This is a genomic window from Anoxybacillus amylolyticus (assembly GCF_001634285.1).
GTDB classification, from domain to species: Bacteria; Bacillota; Bacilli; order Bacillales; family Anoxybacillaceae; genus Anoxybacteroides; species Anoxybacteroides amylolyticum.
Genome location: NZ_CP015438.1, coordinates 1,399,278 through 1,417,192, shown reverse-complemented (window position 1 = coordinate 1,417,192; position 17,915 = coordinate 1,399,278). Strand labels below are relative to the sequence as shown.

At 45.3% G+C, this 17,915-nt stretch carries 20 protein-coding genes; 1 reads left to right on the top strand and 19 read right to left on the bottom strand.

Annotated features, from left to right (window positions below):
- Positions 1 to 3: 3 nt before the first annotated feature.
- The 3 genes from sdaAB to GFC30_RS07250 form a co-directional block, all read right to left on the bottom strand.
- Positions 4 to 666 (bottom strand): L-serine ammonia-lyase, iron-sulfur-dependent subunit beta, encoded by a 663-nt coding sequence (sdaAB, locus tag GFC30_RS07260; RefSeq protein WP_066323697.1) that lies wholly within the window; start codon positions 664 to 666, stop codon positions 4 to 6.
- A gap of 65 nt (positions 667 to 731) precedes the next feature.
- Positions 732 to 2,396, bottom strand: a complete 1,665-nt coding sequence (locus GFC30_RS07255; protein WP_066323696.1) for a DAK2 domain-containing protein — start codon at positions 2,394 to 2,396, stop codon at positions 732 to 734.
- Positions 2,397 to 2,416: 20 nt separating this feature from the next.
- The gene (locus GFC30_RS07250) at positions 2,417 to 2,779 is read right to left on the bottom strand and encodes an Asp23/Gls24 family envelope stress response protein (protein ID WP_066323693.1); all 363 of its coding nucleotides are present in this window, start codon (positions 2,777 to 2,779) and stop codon (positions 2,417 to 2,419) included.
- A gap of 231 nt (positions 2,780 to 3,010) precedes the next feature.
- Between GFC30_RS07250 and rpmB the strand changes: the two genes are divergently transcribed.
- Positions 3,011 to 3,196: a 50S ribosomal protein L28 gene (rpmB, locus tag GFC30_RS07245; RefSeq protein ID WP_027408176.1), complete on the top strand. Its 186-nt coding sequence runs from the start codon at positions 3,011 to 3,013 to the stop codon at positions 3,194 to 3,196.
- 50 nt (positions 3,197 to 3,246) lie between these two features.
- On the opposite strand, the gene spoVM is transcribed toward rpmB, so the two are convergent.
- From spoVM to GFC30_RS07165, 16 genes are all read right to left on the bottom strand, one after another.
- Positions 3,247 to 3,327 (bottom strand): stage V sporulation protein SpoVM, encoded by an 81-nt coding sequence (spoVM, locus tag GFC30_RS07240; protein ID WP_062048621.1) that lies wholly within the window; start codon positions 3,325 to 3,327, stop codon positions 3,247 to 3,249.
- A 73-nt stretch (positions 3,328 to 3,400) separates the two neighbouring features.
- Positions 3,401 to 4,045, bottom strand: coding sequence for a thiamine diphosphokinase (locus tag GFC30_RS07235; protein ID WP_066323690.1), 645 nt, complete (start codon positions 4,043 to 4,045; stop codon positions 3,401 to 3,403).
- A 43-nt stretch (positions 4,046 to 4,088) separates the two neighbouring features.
- On the bottom strand, positions 4,089 to 4,739 hold the full coding sequence (gene rpe / locus GFC30_RS07230; protein WP_066323688.1) for a ribulose-phosphate 3-epimerase: 651 nt from the start codon (positions 4,737 to 4,739) through the stop codon (positions 4,089 to 4,091).
- A gap of 3 nt (positions 4,740 to 4,742) precedes the next feature.
- Positions 4,743 to 5,624: a ribosome small subunit-dependent GTPase A gene (gene rsgA / locus GFC30_RS07225; protein ID WP_066323686.1), complete on the bottom strand. Its 882-nt coding sequence runs from the start codon at positions 5,622 to 5,624 to the stop codon at positions 4,743 to 4,745.
- 4 nt (positions 5,625 to 5,628) lie between these two features.
- A complete protein-coding gene (gene pknB / locus GFC30_RS07220; protein WP_066323684.1) occupies positions 5,629 to 7,563 on the bottom strand; it encodes a Stk1 family PASTA domain-containing Ser/Thr kinase in 1,935 nt (644 codons plus the stop codon).
- 5 nt (positions 7,564 to 7,568) lie between these two features.
- Positions 7,569 to 8,318: a Stp1/IreP family PP2C-type Ser/Thr phosphatase gene (locus tag GFC30_RS07215; protein WP_066323683.1), complete on the bottom strand. Its 750-nt coding sequence runs from the start codon at positions 8,316 to 8,318 to the stop codon at positions 7,569 to 7,571.
- A 5-nt stretch (positions 8,319 to 8,323) separates the two neighbouring features.
- The gene (gene rlmN, locus GFC30_RS07210) at positions 8,324 to 9,412 is read right to left on the bottom strand and encodes a dual-specificity RNA methyltransferase RlmN (RefSeq protein ID WP_066323682.1); all 1,089 of its coding nucleotides are present in this window, start codon (positions 9,410 to 9,412) and stop codon (positions 8,324 to 8,326) included.
- A gap of 5 nt (positions 9,413 to 9,417) precedes the next feature.
- Positions 9,418 to 10,761 carry a 16S rRNA (cytosine(967)-C(5))-methyltransferase RsmB gene (gene rsmB, locus GFC30_RS07205; RefSeq protein WP_066323681.1) on the bottom strand — a complete coding sequence of 448 codons (1,344 nt, stop codon included), beginning with the start codon at positions 10,759 to 10,761 and terminating at the stop codon, positions 9,418 to 9,420.
- A complete protein-coding gene (fmt, locus tag GFC30_RS07200) occupies positions 10,751 to 11,701 on the bottom strand; it encodes a methionyl-tRNA formyltransferase (RefSeq protein WP_066323679.1) in 951 nt (316 codons plus the stop codon). Before fmt ends, rsmB begins: the two co-directional genes overlap by 11 nt.
- A gap of 6 nt (positions 11,702 to 11,707) precedes the next feature.
- A complete protein-coding gene (gene def, locus GFC30_RS07195) occupies positions 11,708 to 12,181 on the bottom strand; it encodes a peptide deformylase (protein ID WP_066323677.1) in 474 nt (157 codons plus the stop codon).
- A 15-nt stretch (positions 12,182 to 12,196) separates the two neighbouring features.
- Positions 12,197 to 14,608 carry a primosomal protein N' gene (gene priA / locus GFC30_RS07190; protein ID WP_066323671.1) on the bottom strand — a complete coding sequence of 804 codons (2,412 nt, stop codon included), beginning with the start codon at positions 14,606 to 14,608 and terminating at the stop codon, positions 12,197 to 12,199.
- The gene (gene coaBC / locus GFC30_RS07185) at positions 14,605 to 15,801 is read right to left on the bottom strand and encodes a bifunctional phosphopantothenoylcysteine decarboxylase/phosphopantothenate--cysteine ligase CoaBC (protein WP_066323669.1); all 1,197 of its coding nucleotides are present in this window, start codon (positions 15,799 to 15,801) and stop codon (positions 14,605 to 14,607) included. The genes priA and coaBC overlap by 4 nt, the downstream gene beginning before the upstream one ends.
- A gap of 55 nt (positions 15,802 to 15,856) precedes the next feature.
- On the bottom strand, positions 15,857 to 16,060 hold the full coding sequence (rpoZ, locus tag GFC30_RS07180) for a DNA-directed RNA polymerase subunit omega (protein WP_066327238.1): 204 nt from the start codon (positions 16,058 to 16,060) through the stop codon (positions 15,857 to 15,859).
- 2 nt (positions 16,061 to 16,062) lie between these two features.
- Positions 16,063 to 16,677, bottom strand: a complete 615-nt coding sequence (gmk, locus tag GFC30_RS07175; RefSeq protein ID WP_066323667.1) for a guanylate kinase — start codon at positions 16,675 to 16,677, stop codon at positions 16,063 to 16,065.
- A 14-nt stretch (positions 16,678 to 16,691) separates the two neighbouring features.
- On the bottom strand, positions 16,692 to 16,955 hold the full coding sequence (gene remA, locus GFC30_RS07170; protein ID WP_066327235.1) for an extracellular matrix/biofilm regulator RemA: 264 nt from the start codon (positions 16,953 to 16,955) through the stop codon (positions 16,692 to 16,694).
- Positions 16,956 to 17,011: 56 nt separating this feature from the next.
- Positions 17,012 to 17,887, bottom strand: coding sequence for a YicC/YloC family endoribonuclease (locus tag GFC30_RS07165; RefSeq protein ID WP_066323663.1), 876 nt, complete (start codon positions 17,885 to 17,887; stop codon positions 17,012 to 17,014).
- Between the last annotated feature and the right edge of the window lie 28 nt (positions 17,888 to 17,915).

Here is a 17,915-nt window from a genome sequence, read left to right as displayed (position 1 = left end):
TCATTAATCAACAATTTTCGTCACTTGAATAATATGTGGAAGCTGTTCTAATTCTTTCACGATTGTGTCATCAATCGATTGATCAACCTCAATCGTCATAAGGGCCTCTTTCCCTTTTTCTTTTCGCGATACTTCCATATGCCCGATATTAATGGCGTATTTCGCGAGGACATTTGCCACCGAAGCAATTGTACCATAGCGGTCGTTGTGCATAATGAGAAGCGCTGGATGATGTCCAGAAAGTTTTAATTCGAAACCGTTTAATTCGGTAATTTCAATTTTGCCACCGCCGATCGAAATACCGACAAGCTCTAGCTCCCCGTGTTCGTCGCCGATATGAATTTTAGCAGTGTTTGGATGATTCGGCACCGCTTCTTCTTCGTAAAAAGTCACCACAAGCCCTTCTTGTTTAGCAATTTGCAGCGACGATTTAATGCGCTCGTCAAATGTATCGAAATCTAACAAGCCGCCGACAATGGCCACATCCGTTCCATGTCCTTTATACGTTTCCTTAAACGAGCCGTAAAAGAAAATATGCGCCCATTTCGGTTGTCTGCCAAATAAACTGCGAGCCACTCTGCCGATTCTTGCGGCGCCTGCTGTATGCGAGCTCGATGGCCCAATCATAATCGGACCGATAATGTCAAATACACTTTTATACTTCATGTTGCCTCTCTCCCTTTAGCCCCAATAAAATAGAAGGGGGATTCCCCTTCTACTATTCTAACATATTATTCAACAGAAAAGATAAACGGATATAACGGTTGTTCACCGTTATGTACTTCCACTTCCACGTCTGGGTATGTTTCTTCTAAATAATGGACGATTGCCGCCACTTCTTCTTCTGTTGCGTCTTCTCCATATAATATCGTCGCAAGTTCAGCGTCTTCGTCGATTAACGCTGCAAGCAACTGTTTCGCAACGTTTAATTTATCTTTTTCTGATACGACAATTTTTCCGTCGGCAATGCCCATATAATCGCCTTCTGCAATTTCGATTCCATCAATCGTTGTATCGCGCACGGCAAATGTGACTTGTCCCGTTTTTACTTGTGATAGCGCTGCAAGCATCGCTTTTTCGTTTTGTTCTGCCGCTACGGACGGATTGAACGCTAAAATAGCGGACATGCCTTGCGGAACCGTTTTCGTCGGAATGACGATGACGCGGTTGTCAACGACTGATGCTGCCTGCTCTGCTGCCATAATAATGTTTTTATTGTTTGGCAAGACAAACACTGTTTCCGCATGAACGCTTTCAATCGCTTTTACGATTTCTTCCGTGCTTGGATTCATCGTCTGCCCGCCTTCGATGACGGCATGTGCTCCAATGCTTTTAAACAGTTCAGCAATGCCATTTCCCATCGCAATTGTCACGATTCCGTACGGTTCCTTTTGTTTTGGCTTGGCGTCTGTTTTTGGCTCATTGACGATATTGGCATGTTGTTCGCGCATGTTTTCGATTTTAATATTTAATAAGCTACCATAACGTTGGCCATATGTTAACACTTCACCCGGATGCTCGGCGTGAATATGGACTTTCACGAGTTCGTCGTCGGCAATGACTAGCAACGAGTCGCCAAATTGGCTTAACTCTTGGCGGAACGTTTCTTCGGAAAACGGTTGCTCACGAAGCTTGTCCGCCTCAAACCGAACCATAAACTCTGTGCAATAACCAAACTCAATCTCATCAGTATGAATATGGCTTTGCACGCTTTTATGATGTTCGGTCTTGACGAGTTCTTCCATGGAAACGGTTTCGGTTTTTAAGTCTTCTACCGCTTCCCCTTTTAGTTCTGCTAAAAATCCTTCGTACACATACACTAACCCTTGACCACCGCTATCGACAACTCCGACTTCTTTTAGCACAGGAAGCAAGTCAGGCGTACGCGCTAATGATGCTTTTGCTTCTTTTACGACTTCTTCCATCACCGCTACAATATCGGGTTGTTTTTTCGCGACCGCCACCGCGCGTTTCGCCGCATCTTTCGCAACCGTTAAAATCGTTCCTTCCACCGGCTTCATGACCGCCTTATAAGCAGTAGCAACCCCTGTTTCTAGCGCTGCCGCAAACTCTGTGCTTGTAATGGTTTGTTTTCCTTCTACCGCTTTCGCAAACCCGCGGAATAATTGCGACAAAATGACGCCAGAATTTCCACGCGCCCCCATCAGCAATCCTTTCGCGAGTGCACTGGCCACTTTGCCGATATGCTCTGAAGGCTGTGCTTTGACTTCTTTTGCACCGGAAGTCATCGATAAATTCATATTCGTTCCTGTATCTCCGTCTGGGACCGGAAAGACGTTGAGCGCGTCCACCGCTTTTGCATTGTTTGCTAAATGTTGCGCCCCCTTTAATACCATATTGGCAAAACGTCTTCCGTCTAACGTCCGAATTGTCACCAGTGTATTCCTCCTTACTGTTACGGGTTCGTGACGCGAACCCCTTGAACATAGATGTTGATCGACTGCACTGCTAACCCTAATGTTTGGTCAAGCGTATATTTTACTTTCGTTTGCACGTTATGAGCCACTTCGGAAATTTTCACTCCATAGCTGACGATAATGTACATATCAATATGCACTTCGCCATTTTCTTCGCGGACGATCACACCTTTTGAAAAATTTTCGCGGCGTAAAATGTCAGAAAGACCATCTTTCCATTGATTTTTTGATGCCATCCCAACGATACCGTAGCAATCTACCGCCGCTCCTCCAGCAATAGTGGCAATGACATCATTCTCTACTTCAATGCGTCCATACTTTGTTTGTAGTTCCATGGACATATCGGGTTCCTCCTTCGGAAATATAGCTACAGCCATTTTACTATACAAGCACCCTTTTTAAAAGTACTCCTTCACCCACTAGTATTATTTAGCCGAAAATATCATAACATGTCAAGGGAATTTTCTTGAAACACTGCACTTGAGCTATTGCAATCTCTTCTTTTGTATGATAAATTATAGTAGTGTTTTTAGCATGCGATGATTTGTTTGGAAAGCAAGGAGGGAAAAAAGATGGCAAAATGCTTTGTAACTGGAAAGAAAAAATCTTTCGGGAACTCTCGTTCACACGCAATGAACGCTAATAAACGTACATGGAAAGCAAACCTTCAAAAAGTGCGCATTTTAGTAGACGGAAAACCAAAACGTGTTTGGGTGTCTGCACGTGCGCTTAAATCAGGAAAAATCGAGCGCGTATAATTGTTTTGCCCGCTCTAAATAAAAAAGCACCAAAGACTGGTGCTTTTTTATTATCCTTTTTTAAAGGAATTTAACACCGCCCGTACAATTCCGCCGAGAAATTTTGGCAGCTTAATCGTGTAAAACTTCATTCCGATCCCTCCTCAACTATCGTGACGAGCTTCGCTTCTCTAACTAGTATATTCGCCTGACGAAAAATAGTACCTAAACGTCCCCGCCTAAATCTTTGCTTCTTATCATCATTAATATGCCATCCGTAAACGAAAAAGTACCGGAAGATTGGATGAGTTCATTACTAATACATAGTGTCGAGCCAAGCGGAATATGACAGTTTGTTAACGGATATTTAAATCCTTTTAGCGTTAACCCCGTGACGTCAAGAGAAATCGGAACAAACGAAACATATGGATATTCGTTTGCAAAAATCGTGTACGTCCCTGGAAGATGTACGGTGATGATGTTTTGTTTGTCGACCATTTCAATTCGTTTGTTTATATATTTCACTAATAGCTGAACGTTTCCAAATAAATGATCAAGCCGCCCACCAGTCGCACCGAAAAGTCGGATCAGTTCCGCATCACGCTGCACTGCCCAGTCTAGTGCAATTTCCATATCGGTTTTATCTTTTTCCGCTGGCCATATGTCTAGTTCCAACGCGGTTTGCACATGCGAAAGTTCCGCTGAATCGAGCGAATCAAAGTCGCCGAACGCTTTAACTGGACGAATGCCAGCTCTCAATAAATTCCATACACCGCGATCGACGCCGATCCACTGCACTTCTTCTCCGTCGTAACGACGAAAAGAAGGAATACAATCGCTTGGGCCGCCGCCAACAATATGAATAATCATCGTTTTCCCTCCTATCGAAAAACGGAAGGCGGCTGCCTTCCGTTTAATGATCTCCACGAATTGCGCGAATCGCTGCTGCCCGATCCGTTGCACTGTAAACAGCGGAACCAGCGACAAGCACGTTTGCCCCTGCTTCGATGCAAAGACGAGCCGTTTGGGCATTCACTCCCCCGTCGACTTCAATTTCCACTTGCAAGTTCCGCTCGTTCGCTAACTGGGCGACACGAGTAATTTTCGGGAGCACCGAAGGAATAAATTTTTGCCCGCCAAACCCTGGATTTACCGTCATTAACAACACTAAATCGACATCGTCTAAAATGTGTTCAATCATCGAAACAGGGGTATGGGGGTTTAAAACGACCCCCGCTTTTACTCCATGTTCTTTTATTAAATGAACGGTTCGATGCAAATGCGGGCACGCTTCGACATGAACCGATAAATAGTCAGCGCCCGCTTTCGCAAACGCTGGAATGTATCGGTCAGGATGTTCGATCATTAAATGGACATCGAGCGGCAATTTTGTCACCGGACGAATCGCTTCTACAACAAGCGGGCCGATTGTAATGTTTGGCACAAAATGACCATCCATGACATCGACGTGAATATAGTCTGCTCCGCCTCGTTCGACGTCGCGAATTTCTTCTTCTAATTTAGCAAAATTGGCTGATAAAATCGAAGGGGCAATTTTCACCATCGTCTAATACCTCGTCTTTCGTTCTTTTATTTCCTCCATAAACCGAACGTAATGATCATAGCGGTAGGAAGGGATTTCCCCCGCTTCTAGCGCTTTTTTCACCGCACATTTTGGCTCTGCTATATGCGTGCAGCCGCGAAACTTGCATTCGTCGCTCCGTTCTACAAATTCCGGAAAACAAGTAGGGAGCTGGTTTTCTTCGATGTCGTTAAATTCAAGGGCGCTAAATCCAGGCGTATCAGCGACAAGTCCCTCGCCAATTTCGATTAGTTCTACATGCCGTGTCGTATGTTTTCCACGACCCAAATGATGGGAAATATCGTTTGTTTTTAACTGTAAATCCGGACGAATGGCATTTAAAAGCGATGATTTTCCTACACCGGATTGACCAGCAAATACGGATGTTTTATTAGAGAAATACGGAATGAGCTGTTCCACTCCGCTATTCTCCACCGTTGATGTTTCTATGACATCATATCCAATGCGGCGGTAATCATGAATATACGCTTCTACTACCTGCTTCGTTTTGTCTGTCAATAAATCCATTTTATTGACGACAATAAGTGGACGAATATTTTTGGACTCAATGAGCACAAGGAAACGGTCGAGAAGAACGGCACTAAAATCAGGTTCTACCGCAGAAAAAACGAGCACCGCTTGGTCAACGTTGGCAATCGGCGGGCGCACAAGCTCGTTTTTTCGCTCATGTACTTTCATAATGTATCCTTCCATTGGCGACGTTGCTTCAAAAACGACATCATCGCCGACAAGCGGTGTTATTTTTTGCGCTCGAAACACCCCTCGTCCACGGCATTGAAATAGTTTCCCTTCGCTAAGTACATAATAAAACCCGCTTAATGCTTTAATAATTTTTCCTTCTGCCATAGCTTCACTCCTTTTTTGTATTTGGATACGGAATCGTCCCTTCTTGTTTTACGACATGATTGACAATCACCCGATAGTATGCTTGCCCGTCATACGGAATGACAAATTCTACTGTTTCTTTGACCGGTGCTGTCAATCGATACGTCTTATATGGTTTTGTCATATCATGGTTCGCGTCTTGAATATACAACTGTGCTTCCATTACTTCCCCTTGCTGCTCGGGATCGTATGGAATGTCAATTTCTTTAATGACCGTCTTATTCGGCTTTGGCTCTTGCCCGCGAGAAATAATAACGGTTATCGTATCCCCTTTTTGCAATTCCGTGTTGGCGCTTGGAATTTGCGAAATGACGATTCCTTCTGGCACTTGATCCGAATATTCGTGCTTGACGACAACGTTTAACTGTTGCTCTTGGGCATAATCACGGACGCTTTTTTCCGTATAACCGGTTAAATCTTTTAGCATTACTTTCGGCGTCCCAGCGCTTACCGTAAATTCTACTTCCGTTTCTTCTGGAACGACCTTTTCCCTTGGAGAAGGAAATTGTTCGAGAATCGTTCCTGCCGGTTCTTCGCTATATCGCTCGATTCGTCGAACAATTAAAAAGTGCTCTCTTTTTAATTGCTCTTCCACAGTCTGAAAATCTTGACCAACATAATCGCCAAATTCAACTTTTTTCTTGCCGATGCTTTTATAAATCGTCACAGCCGTTCCTTCTTTCACCACTTCGCCTGCTTTCGGCTCTGTGCGTACGACGTATCCTTCTTTAATTTCATCATCTTCGATTTCTTGCGTTTCTTTAATTTCAAACCCAAGCGACGATAACTTAGTAACCGCTTGGTCATATTCTTCGTTCGTCACATCCGGGACGGTGACGTCTTTTGGAAAAAATACGGCTGGAATCCAAGTGAACATACTCACCCCGGCAATAGCCGCGAGAAGAAACAAGGCAATAAGCCAACCAAGCCATTTCTTTTTTGCTTTTGCCGGCTCTTTTTCTGGCTCGTTTCGATCTTCACGCACAATCTTTTTTTCTTCGAATGAATCTTTCATAATCGGCACCGCTTTTGTCGCTTCTTCATCGTCTAGAATGGTGAACTTGGCTTCATGCAACCGGTCAGGATTTAAGGAGGTCCGAATGTCTTCGTTCATTTCCCGCACCGATTGGTAGCGATAAAACGGGTCTTTTGCTGTTGCCTTTAAGATCACGTTTTCGACGCTTTGTGGAATGGAGGGATTCCAAGCTTTTGGCGATGGCGTTTCCGTCTGTAAATGTTTTAGCACAATCGATACCGCCGATTCTCCAGAAAATGGGAGACGACCAGTTAGCAGTTCAAACATGACAATGCCAAGCGAATAAATGTCTGATTTTTCCGTTGCCACTCCTCCGCGCGCTTGCTCTGGCGATAAATAATGCACTGAACCAAGTACGGAATTGGTTTGCGTAATCGTCGTCGAACTTAACGCGACCGCAATGCCAAAATCAGTAATTTTCACTTTTCCATGCTCGTCAATTAAAATATTTTGCGGCTTAATGTCACGGTGAATGATTCGATTCGTATGGGCATGCGCAATGGCGGAGGTGAGTTGCTCCATAATATCAAGCGCTTTTGGTACACTTAATGGAGCGTGCTGTTGAATATATTGTTTTAACGTCAAGCCGCGCACATATTCCATAACGATATAATAAACACCTTCGTCTTCGCCAACGTCGTAAATGCTGACGATGTTTTCATGATTTAAGCTTGTCGCTGCCTGCGCTTCGCGGCGAAACCGTTTAATAAATTGCTCATCGTTCGCAAAATCAAAGCGCAGCACTTTAATGGCGACGTCGCGATCTAAAATCATATCTTTCGCCAAATATACATTCGCCATACCGCCGCCGCCAAGCAAGCTAACTACTTTATACCGTCCGTTTAATCGTTTGCCAATGAGCACGCTCCTCACCCGCTTTCACATTCCGAAGAAAATTGTACGATTGCTAGCGTAATATTGTCTTCGCCGCCATGCTCATTCGCTAAGCGAACAAACGTCTCCGCTTTCTCTTTTAACGGTCGGTTTGACGCTAAAATATCGGCCATCGTTTGTTCCGATACTTTATTCGATAGTCCGTCCGAACATAAAAGCAATTGATCATGCGCATCGACCGTAATCGTCTTTATATCTAGCTTTACTTCTTTTTCCGTTCCAAGAGCACGCAATAAGACGTTTTTCCGCGGATGGTGCTCGGCATCTTCTTTGGAGATTTGCCCTGTTTTCACGAGTTCATTCACAAGCGAATGGTCTTCGGTTATTTGTTGAAACCCATGTTGGTTTAAAATATAACAGCGGCTGTCGCCAATATGGCCAATCGTCGCAAATTGTTCGGTACAAATCGCACTGACAATGGTCGTTCCCATTCCTTGGCATTCCTCATGCTGCAACGAATGATCGAATAATAGGCGATTAATAATCGCTATATGCTCTTTCAACCATTGCTCTGCTTTATCAGGAGAAGCGATGTTTTCCGTTCCTTCCCATTCTTTTTTTAAGTAGGCAATCGTCATTTCGCTCGCGACATCGCCTGCTAGATGACCGCCCATGCCGTCGGCAACAACCGCTAAATAATAACCATCTTTATTTTGAAAAATGCCACCACAGTCTTCATTGTGCAAGCGGATCTTTCCAACATCTGTTTGGAAAACAGCATCCATCGGTTTCACCTCGTCTCTTCTTTTCGCTCCTTCGCGCGAAGCTGCCCGCATGCTGCATCGATATCGTGTCCTTGTTCGCGACGAATCGTTACATTAATGCCATGTTTTTTCAGCGCCCGTTCAAACGCAAAAATTTGTTCGCGCGGCGTTCGAACGTAGTTACGCTCTGGGACATAGTTAACGGGAATTAAGTTGACATGGCATTTGAGTCCTTTTAACAGGTCGGCTAATTGTTCGGCGTGCTCGATTTGATCGTTGACGCCACCGAATAAGCCGTATTCAAACGTGACACGCCGGCCCGTTTTTTCGATGTAGTAGCGTACCGCTTCCATTAGTTTCGGGAGCGGATATGCTTTGTTAATTGGCATTAATTTTGTGCGCAATTCTGTTGTCGGTGCGTGCAAGGAAATGGCAAAATTAATTTGCATTCCTTCTTCAGCGAACTGATAAATTTTCGGAATAATCCCACTCGTCGACACGGTAATATGACGGGCGCCGATATGGAGCCCTTTCGGATGGTTGATAATTTTTAAAAACTTTATTAGCTCGCCATAATTGTCAAACGGCTCGCCAATTCCCATAACCACGATGCTGTCGACGCGCTCATTTTGCTCATCTAGCGCTTTTTGTACTTTGACGACTTGGGCAACAATTTCGCCTGCTTCTAAATGACGCTTCAATCCACCGAGCGTCGACGCGCAAAACGTGCAGCCGATGCGGCAGCCGACTTGCGTTGTTACGCAAATGGAGTTGCCATAATCATGCCGCATTAACACCGTTTCAATGGAATAGCCGTCATGAAGCTCAAATAAAAATTTCATCGTGCCGTCTTTGGATGTTTGTTGCACGAGCGTTTTTAACGTCGTAATCGTAAACTGTTCAGTTAATTTTTCACGCAAGCTTTTCGGAAGGTTCGTCATTTCGGCAAATGAAGTTACCCGCTTTTCGTATAGCCATTCATATACTTGTACCGCGCGAAACGGTTTTTCCCCTTGTTCGACCATCCACGCTTGCAATTGTTCTAATGTCAACGAATAAATCGACGGCAAATACGTTTCTACTTGTTGTGAAATAGGCTCTGTTGTTTTTTCCAATGAAGTTACACCTTCTTTCGTAATGATGCGATAAAAAATCCGTCTGAATCAAAATAATGCGGCAATAAACATAGCTGCCCGTCTTTCACGTATGGACGCACTGCTTGTGGCATCCGCTCTTTCAGCGTGTCGTCGAGTTCAAACTCCGGATACTGCCGCAAAAATTCAGCTACTACCGCCTCGTTTTCGTCATGATCGACGGTACACGTGCTGTAAACGAGCGTGCCTCCTGCTTTTAGCAACGGTGCGACTTCTATTAAAATGTCGAGCTGTAAAGCTGCTAACGCTGGAAGGTCCGCTTCCGTTTTCGCGTATTTAATATCCGGTTTGCGGCGAATGACACCGAACCCCGAACAAGGGGCGTCGACTAAAATTTTATCAAAGGATTCGCTCGTAAAATGGGCGGAAGCGTGACGGCTGTCGAGCACGCGTGCAGTAATGTTGGAAAGGTGAAGCCGTTTCGCCTGCTCTTCGATTAATTTTACTTTATGGTCATGAATATCGAGCGATACGACTTGCCCTGTTCCATTCATCAGTTCTGCAATATGGGTCGATTTTCCACCAGGGGCAGCGCAACTATCAAGCACTCGCTCATGTTCACGAGGCTTTAGCGCTCGCGCAACAAGCATGGAACTTTCGTCTTGAATGGTGAGATAACCGTCTTGGAACGTTTTCGTATGGGCTAAATTTCCTTTTTTCGCTTTCACGGCTTCTGGCGCCACTTCCCCGCACGTCACTTCGACGCCTTCTTCGGCAAGCTTTTCCATCGCTTCCTCAACCGTTATTCTTGCGGTGTTGACGCGCGCAGTTTGTTTCGGAGGCAATAAATTCGCTTGGCACATGTTTTTCGCAGTTTCTAGGCCGTATTGTGCAATCCAGCGCTTCACAAGCCAATACGGATGGCTTGTTCCAACGGCTAAGCGCTCGATATCATCTGCGATCGCATCAAGCGATGGAACCCCTTCACGCTGAATCGTGCGCAATACGCCGTTTACCATCGAAGCAATGCCCCGATGGCCGCGCTTTTTCGCGATTTCCACCGCCTCAAAAATGACAGCGCGATCTGGAATGCGGTTAAGATACAGCATTTGATAGAGTGACAACCGAAGCAATATATTTACCCATGTTTGCAGTTTATGCGCTTTTTTGACAAACGGGCGCAAATAATAGTCCAACGTATCGCGGCGCTGAATCGTGCCGTAAACGATTTCCGTCAATAGTCCGATATCTTTTTCCGATAGCTGATGAGCGCGAATAAGTTGATTGAGCAACAAATGACTATACGCTTCGTTTTCTTCGACTGCTAAAAGCGCCTCTAGCGCTACTTCTCGTACGTTTTTAGTTCTCATCGTCATCTCCTAGCTTTGTTCCAATGGTGACGCCGGCACCAAGCAAAAATTGCTCTGCGCTCATTCGTTTTTTGCCCGCCGGCTGCAATTCTGTAATTTTAATCGCTGTTTCGTTGCCAGTAGCGACAACGATGCCGTCACGGTCCGTTGCGATGATCGTTCCCGGTGCGGCGTGCTCTTGTGCGGGAATTTTTTCTCCCCACCAAATTTTCCATATTTGCCCTTCATACGTTGTATAAGCGACCGGCCACGGGTTTAATCCGCGAATGTGGTTATAAATAGCTTCGCCTGTTTTCGTCCAATCGATTTTTTCTTGTTCGCGTTTAATATTTGGCGCAAACGTTGCCTTTTCTTCCGCTTGCGGAATCGGCGTAATTTTCCCGGCAAGCAATAAAGGAATCGTTTCCGATAATAGTTTCGCGCCTGCCACACTTAATTTGTCGTGAAGCGTACCGACCGTATCTGTTTCTTCAATCGAAACTTCCACTTGCGTTAACATATCGCCTGCATCGAGCTTTTCCACCATATACATAATGGTAATGCCTGTTTTCGTTTTCCCTTGCAAAATCGCATAATGAATCGGGGCACCGCCGCGCAATTCCGGCAACAATGACGCATGGACGTTAATGCAGCCGTACGATGGCGCTTCAAGCAGCTCTTTCGGTAAAATTTGCCCGAATGCAGCCGTCACGATTAAATCAGGTTTCAATGCAAGCACTTGCTCGTATTGTTCTTGTTCGCGAATTTTTGTTGGCTGCAATACTGGAATACCATGCTTTTCCGCTTCGACTTTCACTGGCGGTGGTGTTAATTCTTTTTTTCTCCCTTTTGGTTTATCCGGTTGTGTAACGACACCGACGACGTTATAGCCGTCATGAATGAGTTGTTGGAGCACCGGAACGGCGAAGTCCGGCGTTCCCATAAAAACAATTCGCACCATACGTATCTATCCTTCCAATTCTTCTGATTCGTAATATCGAATGACTTTTGTCGTAAATAAAACCCCTTGCAAATGGTCGATTTCATGTTGCAGCGCCCGCGCTAAAAATCCGGTCGCTTCGAGCGTAAATACGTGGCCGCGCCGATTTTGTGCGCGCACTTTTACATACTCCGCTCGGCTGACGTCTCCAAATAATCCAGGAAAGCTTAAACATCCTTCTGGACCAATTTGTTCCCCGCGCGCTTCTAAAATGACGGGATTAATTAACTCAATTCGACCGTGTTCATCGCCAATATCGACAATGGCGATTTGCTTGGCGATGCCGACTTGCGGAGCAGCTAAACCAACGCCGTCCGCTTCTAGCATCGTGTCGTACATGTCGTTTAGTAGTTTGACAAGCGAGCGATCAAATTGTGTTACTTTTTCACATATCGTTTCTAATATTTCTGCTGGATACGTAACTATCGTTAGTTTCGCCAAAATGATTCCTCCAATTTACATCATCATATACGGGTTGGTGTCAATCGTCAGTTGCAATTCTCCTTGCGCGATCTCTTGCTGGTAGCGGTCAATCACGTTTTTTAACACAGCAGCAATCGCCTCCCGCTTGTATTTTATCATGCATTGGTAACGATATCTATCATGAAGCCGCGCAATTGGTGAAGCGACCGGTCCGAGGATAACGGCTTCTTTTGACAATTGGCTGCGCACGTATGCCGCGATTTTTTCTGTCACCGCTACTGCTTTTGTTATTTCTGGATGCGAAACGGTGATAAGGGTTAGAAAGTAAAACGGTGGATACCCGTGTCGTTTCCGAACGAGCATTTCTTTTTGATAAAACGTTTCATAGTCGTGGCAAGCGGCTAATTCAATGCTGTAATGGTCGGGCGTATACGTTTGAATGACAACTTCTCCTGGCAGGTGATGACGGCCGGCTCGTCCGCTCACTTGCGTTAGCAGTTGAAACGTTTTTTCACATGCGCGAAAATCAGGAAGATGGAGCATCGTATCTGCCGTTAATACACCAACTAACGTCACCTTCGGAAAATCAAGCCCTTTGGCAATCATTTGTGTCCCAAGTAAAATGTCCGCCTTCCCTTCCCCGAAGGCAGAGAGTAACTGCTCGTGCGCCCCTTTTCGGCTCGTCGTGTCCACATCCATACGAATGACGCGCGCTTGCGGCAGCAATTTCGTTAATTCCTCTTCCACTTTTTGTGTTCCTGCTCCAAAAAAGCGAATGTGTTCGCTTGTACACGACGGGCAACGCGAAACAACGTGCTCTTCGTAGCCGCAATAATGGCATTTTAGCTGCTGATGCACGCGGTGGTAGGTGAGCGAAATATCGCAGTGCGGACAACGGATCACATACCCACAATCTCGGCACATGACAAACGTAGAATAGCCGCGGCGGTTTAAAAAGAGCACTGCTTGTTCCCCTTTTTGTAGACGGTCTTGTAATTTTTCAAACAGCGACCGCGAAAACATTGAACGGTTGCCGCTCCGCAACTCTTCGCGCATGTCAACAACGTTGACCGTCGGCAAGCCGTTTTCGCTCATCCGTTTTTGCAACGTCAGCAGACGATATACTCCTTTTTTCGCTCGAGCAAACGATTCAAGCGATGGAGTGGCGCTGCCAAGCACGACTGGACATTGGTGAAAGCGAGCACGGTAAATAGCGACATCACGAGCGTGATAGCGTGGCGTTTCTTCTTGTTTGTAGCTTGCTTCATGTTCCTCATCAATAATAATCATGCCTAAGTTTTCAAACGGAGCAAAAATCGCCGAGCGGGCACCGACGACAAGTTTTACTTCTTTTCGTTGAATTTTGCGCCATTCGTCGTATTTTTCCCCAACGGAAAGACCGCTGTGAAGCACAGCGACTTGCGAGCCAAACCGCCCCTTAAAGCGCTCGACCATTTGTGGCGTAAGCGAAATTTCTGGAACGAGAACAATCGCCTCTTTCCCACCGGCTAACACTTCTTCAATCGCCTGCATATATACTTCTGTTTTGCCACTGCCCGTAACGCCATACAGCAAAAAGACGTGATGCTCATTTTTTCGCACACTGTCAGCAATGGCATCTAGTGCTTGTTGTTGTTCATTCGTTAATGTCAGAGGCGCGGTTTTCGCAAAATGGCGCTGTTCATATGGGTCGCGATACGTTTCGACTTCGTATTCATGAACGATTCCTTTATCGATCAGTGCCTTTACTGCTGCACGCGACGCTCCGCTTCGCTCGAGCGCTTCTTTCAGTGGTAATCCTTTTTGTGCCGATGCTAACAGCTCAAGCAGTTGCTTTTGTTTAGTAGCATTTGCCGGAAGCGACCGGAGCACTTCGTCGCACTGCTCTTTTGTAAGCGGGCAGACGATATATTTCACTATTTTTTTCGTCCCTTTTTCTTTCACATGGTAAACGACTTCTAAATATCCATTTTGAATGTCTTTTTGTAAGCGCGAGAGGACGGTCGGTTCGTCGATTTCTTTCCATAATAGAGCCGTTCGATTGGCAAACAACGGCTGAACACTCGGATGTAGTTTTTGGCGATACGCTTCATCAACGAGCCGAATTTCTTTTTCATACTTTGCTTTCATCGCTGCCGGAAGCATTGCTTGATAGGCAGAAATAGCAAAACAAAGCGTCGTTTCTGTTAAATATTTTCCCAGCTGCAGCAGCTCCTCGTTTAAAACCGGAGTGACGTCTAAAATTGCTTCGATTGGTTTGAGCGTCTTTGCTTCTGAATGCGTTTTAATGTCGACAACAAATCCTTGCAGTCGTCTTGCGCCGAACGGAACAGTGACACGCATACCAACTTGTAGCACATCTTCCCATTTCGCGGGGATTTCATAGTCAAATGGTCGGTCGGTTTGTCGCGATGGAACGTCCACAATGACAGAGGCAATTTTCATTGGAATTCCTCTGCAATCACTTTTAAAATTTCTTCCGCCACTTGCTTTTTCGTTAGCAAAGGAAGCGGAATGACCGACCCGTCCCGTTTAAAAATGGTGACAATGTTCGTATCCCCAGCAAATCCTGCCCCTTGTTGCGCGACATTGTTGGCAACAATCATATCTAAGTTTTTGCTTTCTAGTTTCTTTCGAGCGTATTGTTCGACGTGTTCCGTTTCTGCCGCAAATCCGACTAGAAATTGTGTCGTTTTTTGCTCACCAAGCGTTTTCAAAATATCAATCGTTCGCTCTAATTCAATCATTAAATCGCCGGGCTGTTTTTTCATTTTTTCGTTAAATACATATTTCGGGCGATAATCCGCCACTGCCGCCGATTTAATGACAATGTCTGCATTTGAAAAATAGTTCATTACTTCTTCGTACATTTGTTGTGCCGATTCAACGCGGATTGTTTTCACATGTGCTGGCGCTGGCAAGTTCGTTGGGCCAGAAATGAGTGTCACTTCTGCTCCTAATTCAGCGGCTGCTTCTGCAATCGCATAGCCCATTTTTCCTGTGGACCGGTTCGTAAAAAAGCGAACAGGGTCGATTTTTTCCCGCGTCGGTCCCGCGGTTACGAGCACTTTTTTTCCTTTTAAGAGTTGGGAAGACGGAGAAAAATAATATTCGATGACATCGATAATTGTCTCTGGTTCTTCTAATCTTCCTTTTCCGACATACCCGCATGCCAAATGCCCTTCCGCTGGCTCAATGAACCGGTAGCCAAAGCGAATCAGTTTTTCGATATTTTCTCGAACTGCCGGATGCTCGTACATATGAACGTTCATCGCCGGGGCAATCCATATAGGTGCCTTAGTAGCAAGCAACGTTGTCGTCACCATATTGTCGGCGATTCCGTTGGCGAGCTTTCCGATGGTATTGGCTGTTGCCGGTGCGACTAACACCAAATCAGCCCAATCGGCTAAATCAATATGGGCGATGACCGCTGCCTGTTTTTCCTCAAACGTATCGATATAGACGTCATTTCGCGATAGTGCCTGGAACGTCAACGGCGTAACAAACTTGCAAGCCGCTTCGCTCATGATGATTTTCACGTTCGCTCCTCGTTGGGTTAGTTTGCTTGTTAACGCAGCTGCTTTATAAACGGCAATCCCGCCAGTGACACATAATAAAATATTTTTTCCTTGAACCATGTGGCGACGCTCCCCTTTCGCTCTTGTAAAAAAATAACAACCTAAACGTAGGTTGTTATTTCTCTTCTTTTATTAGCTCAATATGACCTGCAGCAATTTCCTCTAACGCTTTTCCAACGAACTTTTTCGATACTGGTTTTTCAATCGTTAAATCAGCCTCGTTTTCTTGTAGCTCGCGTGCCCGTTTCGCCGCAACACTCACAAGCGTATATTTAGAGTCTAGCTTTTCCATTAATAAGTCGATGGAAGGATACAACATGTTCATTCAACCTCCAGCATTTTTTTATAGCGTTGCGCTACGCGTTCGCGCTTGCAATGTTCCGCCACGACAATCGCTTTAATGCGCTCGCAAGCTAGTTCGACTTTATCATTTTCAACGACATAGTCGTACGCATCCATCATTTCAAGTTCTTCCTTCGCTGCTTTCATGCGATCATTAATCAGCTCTTCCGATTCGGTTCCTCTTGTAACAATGCGATTTTTCAATTCGTTTAAGCTCGGTGGCGCCAGGAAAATAAACAGCCCTTCCGGAAACGCTTTGCGCACTTGTAGCGCCCCTTGCACTTCGATTTCTAAAAATACGTCTTTTCCTTCTTGTAACGTTTTTTCGACGTAGTCAACAGGTGTGCCATAATAGTTACCGACGTATTCCGCCCATTCGAGCAGCTTGTTTTCCCGAATCATTTGCTCAAACTCTTCACGCGTTTTAAAGAAATAATCGACGCCGTCTATTTCTCCTTCGCGCGGTTGTCGTGTCGTTACGGAAATCGAATAATGCAAATTAATGTCTGGTTGAGAAAATAACGCTTTACGCACCGTTCCTTTCCCGACACCAGACGGTCCTGACAATACGATTAATAGTCCTCGTTCACACATAAACGCCTAAAACCCTACCCTTCTTCTGATAAATCGTCACGTCCGTACAGCCGGTGGGCAACCGTTTCCGGCTGCACCGACGATAAAATGACATGATCGCTATCCATAATAATGACTGCACGTGTTCGTCTGCCATGCGTCGCATCGATTAATTTCCCACTCTCGCGCGCCTCTTGCACAATCCGCTTAATCGGCGCAGAATCTGGACTAACGATTGAGATGATGCGGGAAGCTGAAACCATATTGCCGTAGCCAATATTGATTAGTTTAATCCCCACGAACGTTCCACCTGCCATAACATTTATTGTTGCCGCAACTCCCTCACGATAAACGGTTATTCTATATTTTGCACTTGTTCTTTCACCTTTTCAAGCGCACTTTTCATTTCAACAACTTGCAAGGCGATGCGGCCGTCATTTGCTTTTGCGCCAATCGTGTTCATTTCGCGGTTTAACTCTTGCACTAAAAAGTCAAGTTTTCGCCCCACCGTTCCTGCTTGCTGTAGCGTATATTCTACCTGTTCAATATGGCTACGAATGCGCGTTAGTTCTTCATTAATATCCGCCTTTTCTGCCAATATCGCAACTTCTGTCAAGAGACGTGTCTCGTCAATTGTCCCTTGCACCCATTCGTTCATTCGCTTCATGAGTCGGGTGCGGTATTGTTCTTCCACTTCTTTCGCAAACTGATGGACGTTTTGCACACACTGTGCAATGACCAAGAGCTGTTGTTGAATATCGCGAGTGAGCGCCTCTCCTTCTTTTTCCCTCATCATTTTTAGCTGCTTAGCGGCTTCTTCTGTTGCGGTTAGAAGAAGCTGTTCAACTTCTTCATTTCCTGTTTCTTCCTCCATCACTTCAACTACTCCTTCGAGTTGAAACAACTGCTCTAACGTCACACGGTCTTGTAACATAAAGCGAGTAGCGGCTTCTTTTAGCTGCTCATAATAGTCGCTTAGCAGCTGCCAATCGACATGCAACTTCCGTTTCGTCCATCCTTCTCCTTCAATCGTAACAAACACTTCCACCCTTCCCCGTTGAACGTGCTGTGAAATTACTTTTTTTATTTTATCCTCAAAGATTAGCAATTGTCTAGGGAGGCGGACAGAAATTTCACAAAAGCGGTGGTTAACAGATTTCATTTCTACCGTTACACTCATGCGTTCCGTCACTTGTTTGCTTCGGCCAAAGCCTGTCATGCTGCATACCATGTTATCACTTCCATTACACGTCTTGAAA

Bases quoted from the DNA above. Each gene is read 5' to 3' on its own strand.
- sdaAB (WP_066323697.1), bottom strand. From the start codon at position 666: ATGAAGTATAAAAGTGTATTTGACATTATCGGTCCGATTATGATTGGG.
- GFC30_RS07250 (WP_066323693.1), bottom strand. From the start codon at position 2,779: ATGTCCATGGAACTACAAACAAAGTATGGACGCATTGAAGTAGAGAAT.
- rpmB (WP_027408176.1), top strand. From the start codon at position 3,011: ATGGCAAAATGCTTTGTAACTGGAAAGAAAAAATCTTTCGGGAACTCT.
- spoVM (WP_062048621.1), bottom strand. From the start codon at position 3,327: ATGAAGTTTTACACGATTAAGCTGCCAAAATTTCTCGGCGGAATTGTA.
- GFC30_RS07235 (WP_066323690.1), bottom strand. From the start codon at position 4,045: ATGATTATTCATATTGTTGGCGGCGGCCCAAGCGATTGTATTCCTTCT.
- rpe (WP_066323688.1), bottom strand. From the start codon at position 4,739: ATGGTGAAAATTGCCCCTTCGATTTTATCAGCCAATTTTGCTAAATTA.
- rsgA (WP_066323686.1), bottom strand. From the start codon at position 5,624: ATGGCAGAAGGAAAAATTATTAAAGCATTAAGCGGGTTTTATTATGTA.
- GFC30_RS07215 (WP_066323683.1), bottom strand. From the start codon at position 8,318: ATGGATGCTGTTTTCCAAACAGATGTTGGAAAGATCCGCTTGCACAAT.
- rsmB (WP_066323681.1), bottom strand. From the start codon at position 10,761: ATGAGAACTAAAAACGTACGAGAAGTAGCGCTAGAGGCGCTTTTAGCA.
- fmt (WP_066323679.1), bottom strand. From the start codon at position 11,701: ATGGTGCGAATTGTTTTTATGGGAACGCCGGACTTCGCCGTTCCGGTG.
- priA (WP_066323671.1), bottom strand. From the start codon at position 14,608: ATGAAAATTGCCTCTGTCATTGTGGACGTTCCATCGCGACAAACCGAC.
- coaBC (WP_066323669.1), bottom strand. From the start codon at position 15,801: ATGGTTCAAGGAAAAAATATTTTATTATGTGTCACTGGCGGGATTGCC.
- rpoZ (WP_066327238.1), bottom strand. From the start codon at position 16,060: ATGTTGTATCCTTCCATCGACTTATTAATGGAAAAGCTAGACTCTAAA.
- gmk (WP_066323667.1), bottom strand. From the start codon at position 16,677: ATGTGTGAACGAGGACTATTAATCGTATTGTCAGGACCGTCTGGTGTC.
- GFC30_RS07165 (WP_066323663.1), bottom strand. From the start codon at position 17,887: ATGGTATGCAGCATGACAGGCTTTGGCCGAAGCAAACAAGTGACGGAA.